Source organism: Edaphobacter sp. HDX4 (genome assembly GCF_036877565.1).
In the GTDB taxonomy this organism is placed as follows: domain Bacteria; phylum Acidobacteriota; class Terriglobia; order Terriglobales; family Acidobacteriaceae; genus Edaphobacter.
In genome coordinates, this window is record NZ_JAEDXW010000015.1 from 75,639 (window position 1) to 88,952 (window position 13,314).

Annotated in this window: 10 protein-coding genes, 1 other RNA gene and 1 riboswitch; of the genes, 7 read left to right on the top strand and 4 right to left on the bottom strand. The window is 52.6% G+C overall.

What is annotated here, in order from left to right; genetic code table 11:
• Window positions 1–61 precede the first annotated feature (61 nt).
• A complete protein-coding gene (allB, locus tag JAO29_RS15045; protein ID WP_334269060.1) occupies window positions 62–1,423 on the bottom strand; it encodes an allantoinase AllB in 1,362 nt (453 codons plus the stop codon).
• Window positions 1,424–1,638: 215 nt separating this feature from the next.
• A riboswitch (cobalamin riboswitch) is annotated at window positions 1,639–1,832 on the top strand.
• Window positions 1,833–1,931: 99 nt separating this feature from the next.
• On the opposite strand from allB, the gene JAO29_RS15050 reads away from it, so the two are divergent.
• The 6 genes from JAO29_RS15050 (at window position 1,932) to JAO29_RS15075 (ending at window position 9,936) form a co-directional block, all read left to right on the top strand.
• Entirely contained in the window at window positions 1,932–4,331 is a 2,400-nt protein-coding gene (locus tag JAO29_RS15050; RefSeq protein WP_334269061.1) for a ribonucleoside-diphosphate reductase subunit alpha, read from the top strand.
• 14 nt (window positions 4,332–4,345) lie between these two features.
• Window positions 4,346–5,365 carry a ribonucleotide-diphosphate reductase subunit beta gene (locus JAO29_RS15055; protein ID WP_334269062.1) on the top strand — a complete coding sequence of 340 codons (1,020 nt, stop codon included), beginning with the start codon at window positions 4,346–4,348 and terminating at the stop codon, window positions 5,363–5,365.
• 202 nt (window positions 5,366–5,567) lie between these two features.
• Entirely contained in the window at window positions 5,568–7,883 is a 2,316-nt protein-coding gene (locus tag JAO29_RS15060; RefSeq protein ID WP_334269063.1) for a GH92 family glycosyl hydrolase, read from the top strand.
• 103 nt (window positions 7,884–7,986) lie between these two features.
• The gene (locus tag JAO29_RS15065) at window positions 7,987–8,319 is read left to right on the top strand and encodes a c-type cytochrome (RefSeq protein ID WP_334269064.1); all 333 of its coding nucleotides are present in this window, start codon (window positions 7,987–7,989) and stop codon (window positions 8,317–8,319) included.
• Between the two features lie 293 nt (window positions 8,320–8,612).
• The gene (locus tag JAO29_RS15070) at window positions 8,613–9,437 is read left to right on the top strand and encodes a c-type cytochrome (RefSeq protein WP_334269065.1); all 825 of its coding nucleotides are present in this window, start codon (window positions 8,613–8,615) and stop codon (window positions 9,435–9,437) included.
• Window positions 9,438–9,471: 34 nt separating this feature from the next.
• A complete protein-coding gene (locus tag JAO29_RS15075) occupies window positions 9,472–9,936 on the top strand; it encodes a CcdC family protein (protein WP_334269066.1) in 465 nt (154 codons plus the stop codon).
• Between the two features lie 505 nt (window positions 9,937–10,441).
• Here JAO29_RS15075 and ssrA read toward each other — a convergent pair.
• From ssrA to JAO29_RS15090, 3 genes are all read right to left on the bottom strand, one after another.
• Window positions 10,442–10,797: a transfer-messenger RNA gene (ssrA, locus tag JAO29_RS15080) on the bottom strand.
• Window positions 10,798–10,889: 92 nt separating this feature from the next.
• Window positions 10,890–11,309, bottom strand: a complete 420-nt coding sequence (locus JAO29_RS15085) for an EamA family transporter (protein ID WP_334269067.1) — start codon at window positions 11,307–11,309, stop codon at window positions 10,890–10,892.
• A 49-nt stretch (window positions 11,310–11,358) separates the two neighbouring features.
• Window positions 11,359–11,796: a CYCXC family (seleno)protein gene (locus tag JAO29_RS15090; RefSeq protein ID WP_334269068.1), complete on the bottom strand. Its 438-nt coding sequence runs from the start codon at window positions 11,794–11,796 to the stop codon at window positions 11,359–11,361.
• A gap of 477 nt (window positions 11,797–12,273) precedes the next feature.
• Here JAO29_RS15090 and JAO29_RS15095 point away from each other — a divergent pair, with 477 nt between their 5' ends.
• Window positions 12,274–13,245: a glycine--tRNA ligase subunit alpha gene (locus JAO29_RS15095; protein WP_334269069.1), complete on the top strand. Its 972-nt coding sequence runs from the start codon at window positions 12,274–12,276 to the stop codon at window positions 13,243–13,245.
• The last annotated feature ends 69 nt before the right edge of the window (window positions 13,246–13,314 follow it).

The following is a 13,314-nucleotide window of genomic DNA, read 5'->3' on the forward strand; positions in this document are numbered from 1 at the left end:
GCGCTCAGGAATTTGAGTAGCATACAAGAACTTAGTCATGGAGATGAACAAAAATGTGCTCTCATTCTGTCGTCAATCTAATCTCCGCTCCTATTCTCTTGCCAGGTGAGATAAAGCCTTCCGGGCCATAGATCTGTTCGCCCCGGAGGAACGTATAGCGGACTGAGCCGTACAATTCTTCTCCCACATAGGGAGAGATGGGATGCCTGTAGTGCAGCATCCCATCCGTTACCTTGAATCGTGTTTCTGGATCAAAAACCACGAAGTCGGCGTCCATCCCGACGGCAATACTTCCTTTCCGCGTGGAAATGCCGGCAAGAGCCGCAGGCAATCTGGCCATCCAATTCGAAATTGTTTCCAAGGGGATGCCGTGCTTCTTCATGCCTGTCCAAACGACTGACAACGTGAGAGGCAGGCTTGCGATTCCTCCCCACGCCTTGCTGAAGTCACCTTCCTCTTGCCGCTTCATCTCGGGCGGGCAAGGAGAGTGATCGCTCGCAATCAGATCGATGATGCCTTTCTGGAGCCCCGCCCATAGACCTTCGCGATTGTGAAGCGAACGAATAGGGGGAGCACACTTCACCAAGGTCTCTGATAGGCCGATTCTCTCAGCCGAAAAATGCAGATAATGAGGGCAGGTCTCTACTGATATAGGAAGGCCTTCACGTCGAGCGTTATCGAGTTCCTCGAGAGCCCCAGCGGTGGCTAAGTGAACGATGTGAACGCGGAAGCGGAATCGCCGGCACAACCGAATGAGCAGCCTGATGGCATCCACTTCGGCGGTGTCGGGACGAGACTGAAGATACGTGGAATATTCCTTCCAATCTGCTTCGGAGAGCTGGGAGGTCGCAGCCTCGATAGCCTCAGGCAGCTCCGCATGAACCAGAAGCGGGAGTTCGGTTTGAGCCAGGATTGGCGCGGCTCGCTCCAGCCCCTCTACGGTAAGTCTCGTAAGGCCATCGATGCCGGGATCGACGAGGAAACACTTGTACCCTCGGACTCCAGCTGCGGCAAGAGGAAGCAGATGGTCATGATTGTCGTCCGTAATTCCCGCCCAAGCGGCCCAATCGATATAACAGTTCCCCTCGGCAGCGGAACGCTTCCGTTCGAGGGCTTCAACTGTGATTGTTGCTGGAAGGCAGTTCAGCGGCATATCGACAATAGTTGTAATGCCCCCTGCCGCCGCTGCCCGGGTGGCTGTTTCGAAACCTTCCCAATGGGTTCGTCCAGGCTCATTGACGTGGACATGGGTGTCAACCAGACCGGGCATGATTACCAGATCTCCGAAGTCACGTACCTCGATCGATCGATCAAGGTCGCAAGCACCGATCAGATCCACGATCACACCGTTATCCACGATGATAGAGCCGGCAAAAATGCCTTGGGGAGTAATCACCCGTTTTGAAGCAAAGGCCCGTACCATGTCTGATCTTCTGCTGTGATGTGAGAGGAGGTCAAGTCAAGGTGAGTCCTTGCAGGAGACCTTTGTCTCGTCGACAAGCCCAAAATTGGTTGGAAGGCCGGATAGTTAGCGTAGCTTCCCAACGGTGAGGCTCATTTTTTCGATGCCTCTCGGAGCCCCGGTATTTACATTCGAACCTCAATATATAGATGTTGACCCGAGTGAGGACCCTTGTTATAGTCAGTCTACTTCAAGGTGCTTCACCTGATACAGGTGAAGCTGAAAAGGGAATCCGGTGAGAATCCGGAACTGCCCCGCAGCGGTAAGCAGGAACGAACGCTCCATCTGAGGCACTGGCCATATAGCTGGGAAGCCGGAGTAAGTAGGGAGCCTGCAGAGTCCGAAGACCTGCCTGAAGCTCGTGCTGAACGGCACGAATCTCACACACCTTCGAGGGGGAGGTGCGGTGGCCGCAACCTGTTTTGCTGCGTCTTCCGCTTTCCGCTCCAGGGTTTAAGGATTTCATTTCATGGCGGCGCAGGCCACGTTGCAGGAACAAGACCCTAGCTTTCCAACGATCGAATCGGTTCCCACCATGCATGTGCGCAAACGAAATGGCGCACTAGAACCCGTTGATGTGAACAAGATTGTGCGCGCGGTGAAGCGACGCTGCGTCGGACTGCCGCATGTCGATGCAATCCGCGTGGCGGCAAAAACAATCGGCGGACTCTTCGATGGTGCCACCACTCGGGAACTGGATTCGATCTCCATTCAGACGGCTGCCGCCCTTATCGCCGAGGAGCCCGAGTATTCACGCCTTGCATCGCGTCTGCTGCTGGCAACGATTGAAAAAGAGGTTGCAGGGCAGAATATCTACTCTTTCTCTCAGTCTGTTCAGGCTGGGTGCCGGGAACGACTGATTTCAGAAGAGACCGAAGCATTCGTCGACGCTAATACACGCAAGTTCAACGATGCCATCGACGATCGCCTCTCCGATCAGTTCGAATATTTTGGCTTGCGCACGGTGTATGACCGATATCTTTTGCGACATCCGATTACGCGTCAAGTCATCGAGACTCCGCAGCATTTCTTCATGCGCGTAGCGGTTGGGCTTTCAACCCGTGTCAATGAAGCAATCGATTTCTATCGTCTGCTGGCCTCGCATGATTACTTGCCGAGCTCCCCGACCCTCTTCAATAGTGGAACCCGCCACTCGCAGATGTCGTCATGCTACTTACTAGACTCGCCAAATGACTCGCTGGAGTCGATCTACGACGCTTACAAGCAGATTGCGATGCTATCAAAATTCTCGGGCGGCATTGGATTAGCCTTTCACCGCGTGCGTTCTGAGGGGTCATTGATACGCGCTACCAATGGGCTTTCGAACGGAATCGTGCCATGGCTTCGCACGTTAGATGCTTCCGTCGCCGCGGTAAATCAGGGTGGCAAAAGGAAAGGCGCATGCTGTGCCTATCTTGAACCATGGCATTCCGATATTGAGTCTTATCTGGAGCTTCGGGACAACACAGGCGACCAGGCAAGAAGGACTTATAACCTGAACTTGGCCAACTGGATTCCGGACCTTTTCATGAGACGCGTTGACGAGGACGCAGTATGGTCGTTGTTCGATCCAAAGATTGTTCCTCAACTGCCTGACCTATATGGAAAAGAGTTCGAGCAGGCCTACGCGGTAGCAGAAAGTCAGAAGCTATACACCAAGCAGGTAAAAGCCCGGGATCTGTACGCGAGAATGATGCGTACCCTCGCTGAGACCGGAAATGGATGGATGGTCTTCAAGGACGCCTGCAACCTGAAGTGTAACCAGACGGGCAGCGATGGGAACGTCGTACATCTTTCCAACCTTTGTACAGAAATCACAGAAGTCACTCCGTCGGACGAGATCGCGGTCTGTAATTTGGGATCGATCAACCTGGCAAGACATGTAGTGAATGGTGTTTTCGATTTTGCGAAGCTTGCATCCACGGTGCGTCAAGCAGTACCAATGCTTGATCGGGTCATCGATATCAACTACTATCCGGTAAATCAAGCGGCCACTGCTAACAGCCGGTGGCGCCCTGTGGGCCTTGGCATCATGGGACTGCAGGATGTGTTTTTTCAACTGCGTATCGCCTTCGATTCGCCGGAAGCAAGGCGTCTCTCAGTCAAAATCCAAGAAGAGATATACTTCGAAGCTCTTTCTGCCTCGTGTGATCTTGCATCGTTGAGTGGAGCGCATCCAGCATTTCATGAGACACGTGCAGCAAATGGCGAATTGCAATTCGATCTCTGGGGCGTAACACCAGCCACGCAAGAACGCTGGCACTTGCTGCGAGAACGGATACGGGAGAATGGTCTACGCAATTCTCTGATGATTGCCATTGCTCCTACAGCGACAATCGCTTCGATCGTGGGATGTTATGAGTGCATCGAGCCGCAGATATCTAACCTCTTCAAGCGTGAGACGCTGTCGGGTGAGTTTATGCAAATCAACCGCTACCTCGTCCAGGAACTTAAGCAGTTAGGACTCTGGTCAGAAGAGATGCGAAGCCGTATCAAGCTGAGCGAAGGTTCGATCCAAAACATTGCTGAAATTCCCGAGGAGTTGAAAGCAATCTATAGGACTGCCTGGGAGATTCCCATGAGGTCCATCATAGATATGGCCTCAGAGCGTGGAGCATTCATCGATCAGAGTCAATCTCTGAATCTATTTGTGGAATCGCCGAATATCGGTCGTCTCAGCTCGATGTATATGTATGCCTGGAAGCAGGGCATCAAGACCACCTACTATCTTCGCTCTCGCCCAGCGACAAAGATTGCTAAGACAACTGTTGCAAACAGCGCGGCTGGGAGAAACGAAACAGTGATATCTACCGCGGCGGCGGTCTCCTGTTCCCTTGAAAATCCTGGTTCGTGTGAGGCGTGCCAGTAGAAATGGAGAATCGAATGTCTAGTTCAGTGCCCAACGCTATCCTCGATCCGGGTCTTTCACTAACTCTCAGGCCGATGCGCTATCCCCTCTTCTTCGAAATGTTCAAAGATGGGATACGTAATACCTGGACTGTCGAAGAGGTCGACTTTTCAACCGATCTGGTCGATCTGCGATCCAGATTGACACCAGCAGAGACGCACTTGATTCAACGACTCGTTGCATTCTTCGCTACAGGCGATTCGATCGTTTCGAACAATCTCGTGCTGAATCTTTATAAGCACATCAATTCTCCTGAGGCCCGGCTTTACCTTTCCAGGCAACTGTTCGAAGAAGCAGTGCACGTTCAGTTCTATCTCACGTTACTAGATAACTATGTGCCCGATGTGGATGCGCGCGCAGCTGCGTTTGCCGCAGTCGAGAACATTCCCTCGATCACGAAGAAGGCGCAGTTTTGCGTGCGTTGGATGGACTCGATCCAACAGCTGAATGAGCTTCGTACGACAGAACATCGCAGACAATTCCTGCTGAATCTAATCTGCTTTGCTGCTTGTATCGAGGGCCTCTTCTTCTTTGCGGCGTTCGCATATGTGTATTTTCTCCGATCGCGCGGTCTCCTGAACGGATTGGCCGCTGGAACCAACTGGGTCTTTCGAGATGAGAGTTGTCATCTTGAATTCGCCTTCGCCGTGGTGAATGTTGTGCGATCTGAGGAGCCTGAGCTCTTTGATAAGGAATTGGAACAGCAGATCGTGACGATGATTAAAGATGCCGTGGATTGCGAGCTACAGTTTGCGGAAGACCTGTTATCGCAGGGAGTAGCGGGACTCTCGGTTCGTGAGATGCGCGAATACCTCGAATATGTAGCTGATTCGCGTGTTGTGCGCTTGGGAATAGCTCCCATTTTCGGATCGAAGAATCCATTTGCCTTCATGGAATTGCAAGACGTACAAGAGTTGACAAATTTTTTCGAGCGCCGCGTCTCGGCTTACCAGGTCGCAGTACCTGGTGAAGTGACTTTCCATGAAGATTTCTAACCGAGATACCTAGCATTCGGGAGAAGCCAGATCCTTATAGAGACTGGGGCCTGGCACCTACGCCAACTGCTGGCTAATAGTTCGTAGTGCCTACGTGACGGCGGACAGCTGTCGGGGATGTCATAATGATCGATATTCAAGGCATATGCAGAACCGCCAATGTGCGAATATGCCCTGATATCAAGGGGTATCGCGCCACATTATGGCTAACATCGTGCTGCTGGTTCTTTGTGCTCTGATCGCCGGTCGTTCCTCCTGGGCCCAAAACGTTGAAGATCTGGTCCATCCGCTGGTCGGCACAGAGCGGGAGGGACAGACTTATCCGGCCGTTGGCGTTCCATTTGCGATGACCAATTGGACTCCGCAGACCCGTGCAGGCGAGATTAAGTGCATTGCGCCCTACTATTTCACGGACACCCGTATCCAGGGATTTCGCGGGTCCCACTTCTTGAGTGGGAGCTGTGTCCCGGACTACGGGAGCGTAACTTTGATGCCCGGGGATGGTGAATTGCGTACTGATGCAATCGAAAGGTCGTCAGGCTTCGACCGAAAATCTGAAAGAGCGACGCCTTACGAGTACCGGGTCGACCTCTCCGATTCAAATATCAGTGCTCAGATTACTGGAACGAAGCGATCTGGCATTATGAACTTCCAATTCAAGACGAATGAAGATCAAAGCTGGATAGTTATCGAAAACAATGCACGTGGCGGAGACGGCCAGATAAGAATCGACGCTGCAAAGGGAGAGATCACAGGTAAGGTTCCGGTACGACGTGAATATGCAGGGAGCGGGAAACTTGCCGGCTTTAGTTCCTACTTCGTGATCCAGTTCGATCGCCCATTCTCTTCAAGTGGCACATGGATTGGCAAAGAAAAGCGAAAGGGTGCAAGTCTCCAGGAAGGGGATGGCAAAACACCTGGCGTGATCACGGTTCCTGCAGTCATGACCTCCACAGGCGGTGCCTCCGCAGCATCGGCACGTGTGCCAGTTGGAAATCCGCGTGGCGGCTTTGGCGCGTACGTTGAGTTTGGTAAAGTTAGAAGCGGTGAGGTAGTCAAAGCCCGTATTGGGACATCTTTTGTGAGTGTGGAAGCGGCTCGCAGAAACCTCTCAGCCGAGATTCCGAGTTGGGAATATGAAAAAATTCGCGAGAAGGCCCGCCAGCAATGGCATCGCGATCTAAGCAGGATAGAGATTGAGGGTTCATCGCAAGATCGTACCGTGTTCTATACCGCGTTTTATCATGCCCTGCTGCATCCACGAACATACAGCGACGTTGATGGAACCTACCCGCGTTTCGCGGACGATGGACAGGTCGAACGGGTAAACGGGGCTACGGTCTATGATGATTTCTCTCTCTGGGATATCTTCCGAGCCCAACTGCCGCTGTTAACGATTATCGATCCATCACGAGATGCAGAGATGATGCAGTCGCTCGTTCTTAAGGGTATCCAGGGAGGATTCCTGCCCATCTTCCCCGCATGGAATAGTTACACATCCGAGATGGTGGGGGACCATGCTTCTGTCGCGATGATCGATGCCTATAGCAAAGGTATCCGGGGCTTTGATGTCCCTACTGCGTATGAACTGATGCGCAAAAACGCAACTGAAATTCCGTCTTCGCGTAATGAGTATCTCGACGGGAAGGGACGTCGCGGACTGTCCTCCTATCTGAAGTATGGGTACATTCCTCTGGAGGATCACATCGATGATGCCTTCCACAAAAACGAGCAGGTCTCCCGCACCTTGGAATATGCCTATGATGACGCGATACTGGCCAGATTCGCCACTGCCTTGGGGAAGAACGGCGATGCGACTCTTTTTCGGGCGCACGGTGAGAACTGGAGGAAGATCATCGATCCACAGACAGGATTCGCCCGTGGCAGGCATGCGGATGGATCGTGGATTACGCCCTTCGATCCTGCCGGCAAATACCCGTGGATTACAGAAGGATTGCCTTGGCAGTACACCTTCTTCGTTCCGCAGAACGTAAACGGACTCGTCGACTTTGAAGGAGGGAAGAAGGGGTTCGAGTCGAAATTAGATCAACTGTTTAGCAACAATCTCTACGATCATGGCAATGAACCGAGCCACCACATCGCGTATCTCTACGACGCGACTGGAGCGGCATGGAAAACACAGCGGCAGGTACGATCACTGATGAAAACGGAATACAGGGACGGCCCGGGTGGACTTGCGGGTAATGATGATGCAGGTCAGATGAGCGCATGGTACGTTCTCAGTGCTCTAGGGTGGTACCAGGTATGCCCCGGAATTCCAGAATACTGGATCGGATCACCCAACTTTGACAAAGTAGATGTTCATTTGCCGGACGGCCGATCTCTAAGAATTGTCGCCACGGGGGCTGAATCGGGCAAACAGTACGTCGGGGCTGTTTATCTAAACAAAAGAAAGATTACCGACTGGAAGTTGAGCTATTCGCAGATCATGGGGGGTGGGGAACTGCGATATGAGATGAGAAGCAGGCCCGCGGAATCAGAAGGAAAGCAGCCGTAGCAGTCCGCGAATTCCGTCTCAACAGAGCATTGTGGTATACAGTTTTATGCCCCACCCCTCACGCGAAGAGGTCGGTGGGAGGGGTAAGAGAGGATTCCAAGGCTTGAAAACTAGATTATTGCTTGCGACGAGTGTGCTTGGTTGGGCGATTTCTTCCTCTGGTGCAGTTGCCCAGGACCACAGTGGGCCAAGTGCAGCTTCCAAGGACTTGTTTAGCTCGCGGTGTGCTATGTGCCATGGAGCAGATGGACATGGATCAGACATGGGTAAGTCGCTGAAGGTGAAAGACTTGACCTCCAAAGAGGTTCAAAGTCAATCCGATGCTGAGTTGGCCCATGTGATCTCAGAGGGAAAAAACAACATGCCCCCTTTTAAAGCCTCCCTAAAAGAAGAAGAAATAAAAGGCGTGGTTCAATATCTACGTACACTGAAATAATCCACTCGATATAAGGGCATGTGGTTCGTTCTCCAAACGCCTCTTCTCATGCCGTAATGGAGCTTATGCCTCTGCTCTCCCGTTGTCTGTCCCCTCGTCTGGCGCTATCTATTGGCGCATCTTTACTCTTAATTGGACTTTTATCTGGTTGCCGGCAAGATATGCATGACCAACCGAAGATGTTTCCACTGCGGTCAACCACATTGTTCCCTGATGGCCGTTCAGTTAGGCCCCAAGTTGAGAACACGGTTGGCCGTTCGCAGTTGGAGTCTTCGGATTACTTCACCACTGGAATGGTAAATGGAGCTGAAGCAGATGGCTTACCATTCAAGGTGACGCAGACTGTTCTGCGGCGTGGACAGGAACGATACAACATCTATTGCACGCCATGTCACTCCAGGGTTGGAAATGGCAAGGGAATGATTGTGCAACGGGGATATTATCAGGCGACCAGCTTCCATTCTGATCGCTTGCGCCGTGCTCCGCTAGGACACTTTTTCTCAGTAATGACCAACGGCTACGGAGCGATGCCTGATTATGCAGCGCAGCTTTCCCCTCAGGATCGCTGGGCGGTCGCCGCCTACATTCGGGCTCTCCAGCTGAGCCAGAGCGCGACGAAGGAAGACGTTCCTGGGCGCGAAGCTGTATTACCGTTAGATACATTAGCTGAGCAATCAGGCCTGTCGAAAACATTCCTGGATCAGTGGTTGAATTCATCACAATCTCAGGCTGTGGTGCCGGCAGTTCCGAGCTCACAACCTATCAGTGGAGCTCCGAAGGATTCCGCCGCCGATATGCCAGCCGGTGTGACCTCATCCCACGGCGCGCCCGGTGACCTCAAGCCGCATCCCACTGCTGCTGCAACTGCAACAAAAGGGGATGCAGGGAAGGGGAAGAAGATCTATGCGGAGAACTGTTCGGTATGTCACCAGCCGACGCGAACGGGAATGCCTCCAGTCTTCCCATCTCTCCTTGGAGTGGTTGACCGGGTCGGAGAGGCTAGAGTTCGCACCGTGGCTCGTACAGGCATCCCAGATGCCAAACCACCCATGCCACCGCATCCGAATCTGAGCGACAAGGACATCAATGATCTCCTTGCATTCCTTCGGACCAAGTAACTTTCGCTCCAGGTCTATAGGTTACGATTTAACTATGGTGGATTTACCAGGAGCATCTGTTGGCACGGCGATTTTAGGGTTTTTCGCCGTTTTGGCATGGCGTATTCGAGAAGGGCGTAGTCCAGTAACGCTCAAAAAAGTCATCATCCCTCCTTTGGGGATGGCGACTGGGTTTTCGATGTTCGTGATCCCAGTCTTCAGAGTCCCGTGGCAGTGGGCTTTGGGTGCATTCGTAATCGGCGCTTCTGTACTCGCGTACCCTCTCATCCGAACCTCTCGGATGACCCGCGAGGGTGATATCGTCATGATGCGGCGATCAAAAGCTTTCTTTGGGGTGATGGTGGTCCTGGCTCTCATTCGCTTAGCGGCACGCAAATATGTAAACAGAATAGTGTCTCTAGAACAGACGGCTGGACTGTTCTTTGTGCTGGCCTTCGGCATGATTCTTAGTTGGCGAATTAGTATGTTATTGGAATATCGACGGCTTACCGGGGAATGATGCCGATTTCGCCTGAGTCACACCGCGATATACCGACCAGAGCTTCGACGTGTGACTGTTCCATGTGTCAACACAGAGGTCTCCTCTCAAGGGGAAAGTGAATAGGCAAACCCTGGCCTCATCAGCATTCGCTGATTGGTTGGGTTCTGCGAAGTTGTTCCGATAGATCGGATCGGCGATTTCGCGCATCGATTTGCGTCTTTTTGCGTCTTTGCCTGCTCTCTCGATGCATCATCTGGTAGGCGATTGTCTACTCTCAGGTCCGGGTCTTCGTAGAGCGCGGACGCAGTTGCCATTCGTGAGAGTGCCCAAAATCCATTTGGGACGACCGCAGCGCTTCCAATTGTTGTCTTCTGCACGAGAGCGATCGGAAGAGTGACAAGTGTGAATAGCGCATCAGCCTTCCTATTCGAGTGCGATTTCTGGTGCGCTCGAATGACTCTGTTGTTCAAACGTCGCACAAATTGGACATCGAGATAAGTTGCTGACTTGTTGATTTTAGTGATGGTGGAGGCGGCGGGAGTCGAACCCGCGTCCGAAAAAACCTTCAACAGAGAGCCTTCATGCTTTTCCCTGGTTCATTTTTGTCTCGTCACCGGCACTTAGAACGGGCAAAGATGCGCCGACAACCAGCCTGATCGATCTCACTCACCCCGCTCAGGCGGAGCAGGGAAGAGCCAGCCTACTGTGCGACGATCGGTACGGACCCATAGGCGAAGTCCGAGCGATCGGCTACTTAGTTAATTAAGCAGCGAGTGCGAATTGAGGTTCGGCACTTATAGTTTTGTGAGCGATTACGGGTGTCCACACCCCGGCATGCCTCTCTGCCGCAAGCAATCCCGTCGAAGCCGTGACGCCCCCATTTGGAGCTGGCACCAACATTGCATTGGGCCGTACAAAGAACTTCCTTGATTATATCGCGATAGCCGAGCAGTCCGCGTACGCGTGCCATATTAGGCGAATGCCAGAATCACTGCTCCGATCGCAATTAGGGATGCGCCTCCGACCTTCATAGGCGTTAGTTTCTCGCCGAGGAACAACCAGGCCCCCAGAATCACCAAAACCACGCTTAGCTTATCGACCGGAGCAACGCTCGACGCCGGCCCAAGCTGGAGCGCCCGAAAGTAGCAGAGCCATGAAAGCCCAGTTGCCATTCCGGAGAGGACTAGAAATATCCAGCTTCGGACGGAGATCTGAGCGATTCCGCGATGACTTTCCAGACTCAGCGCGATCGCCCACGTGAACAACACAATGACGGAGGTCCGAATCGCAGTAGCTAGATTGCTATCGATCCCGGCAATGCCAATTTTAGCCAGAAGTGCCGTTGCTGCTGCAAACACCGCAGAGAGAATCGCCCAGAAAAACCAGCTCATACCTGAGAGCATAGCCCGTCATGACTGAAAAGCGAACGAATGCATTGATTTACAGAGATGCATTTTCCAGATCGACGTCCTGCCAGTCGCCCCGCTCGATCCCCGCCCGGATCTGGGCGGGCGTCTTTCCCTTTTTCGTCTGCTGGTACGAGTAAACCGCCTCGCGCATACAGGTTGAGCAAGCTGCGCCATGGGTTCCCTCAAAGCAGCTATGCAGGCTGTTATGTCCCATGGCGACGTCGCATCGGCAGTAGCAAGGCTGCTGGTGTAGAACGGCGGGGATCTTTGCCGCCATCTTGTAAGCAGTTACCTGATAGGCATGGGAGAAATAGGGGCCCGAAAGCTGGGCTCCGCTCAGGATAGGAGGCAGAGGCTTCGATGGAGATTTTGCATTGTAGGCAGGAATTTCGACAGCCGGATTGCTCCATTGTGCCGAGGCAGCGACCGTGACAAGACCAAGAGCGAGCAGTCCCAAAATCCGCTTCATTGCTTCATTCTAGAAGGAAGGCGTTGATCTCACAAAAAAAACGGCACGAACATTGTTCGTGCCGGGAGGCCAGTGACGCAACTTGTATCAGCCGAGGATTCACGCTCAAGGCTGAGAATCTGTCCGGAACTCTTCATCCCGTAAGAAAAATATACCACAATATGGAAAAGGAAATAGCAAAAATATGTTCTCTCATAGAAAAGAGTAGCCGATTGAGCGTCGCCGAGAGAGTGTTTATCTCGAGTAAGCTATTCATTTATAGACGTTTATCGCATGATATGCATTGATTTATGGAAAGGTGTGGGGGCGATAATAATTTAGTAATTTCATTCTCCAATATTTGGGAGATGGATTGTGAGTTGTGCTCTTTTCACGAAATAGCCCGGTATGACGGACAACCTCACGAAGTGCAAGGTAAGACCCACCTGCCAATCCTGCATTTAGAATGGAACAACCACTGAAAATAAAGAGAAGTGAATGACCGTCAATACAAAAAAAGGCGAGACGCTTACCTTCCAGGAGCTTCTGTTCCGTCTGCAGCGCTTTTGGGCTGACCAGGGATGTGTCTTGCAGCAGCCTTATGACGTTGAGGTTGGAGCTGGAACCATGTCTCCCGATACCTTTCTACGGGTTCTTGGTCCCAAACCGGTGCGCATCGCCTACGCTCAACCTTCACGCCGCCCTGCAGATGGCCGGTACGGCGAGAATCCCAATCGCCTGTTTCGACACACCCAATTCCAGGTGATTCTGAAGCCGCCACCGGAGAGGATCCAGGAACTGTACCTCGAGTCACTTGAGGCCATCGGGATCGACCTTCGCCAACACGACATCAAGTTCGAAGAAGACAATTGGGAGTGGCCGGTCGGCGGGGCCTGGGGGGTCGGGTGGCAGGTCATGCTCGATGGGCTCGAAATCACGCAGTTTACTTACTTCCAGCAGTGCGGGGGGATGGATCTGGACCCAATCGCTGGAGAGATCACCTATGGTCTCGAACGCATCGGAGGGTTTCTACAGGACGTGGACTCCATTTACGACATAGTCTGGGCTGTGGAACCGGATACGGGACGTCGAGTGACCTACGGCGAGATGCGGCTGGCAGAAGAGGAACAGTTTTCCGCGTACAGTTTCGACTACGCGGAGGTGCCGAAGCTGTGGGAACACCTTAAGCTCTATGAGTCAGAGTGCCTTGCTCTGCTCGAAAAGAGTCGCGATATGAAGGAGTTGGATACTCTCGCTCTGAAGCGTTTTCCTGTCTTGGGAGCCTATGAACTAGCCTTGAAATGTTCGCACATGTTCAATCTGCTGGACGCTCGAGGTGCAATCTCCGTCACCGAGCGCGTTGGCGTGATGGCGCGAATCCGCACTCTCGTAGTAGGAGTTGCGAAGGCACATGCCCGGCAAGGTGAACTTTTGGCGCAGAGGGAAGTGGAAGTGTCAGTCTCCAGCTGAAACGCTGATATGACTGAAGCAGCAAAGATGTCTAATCCGGACCTGAGCGTCCGTGCCGAATGAAAGATG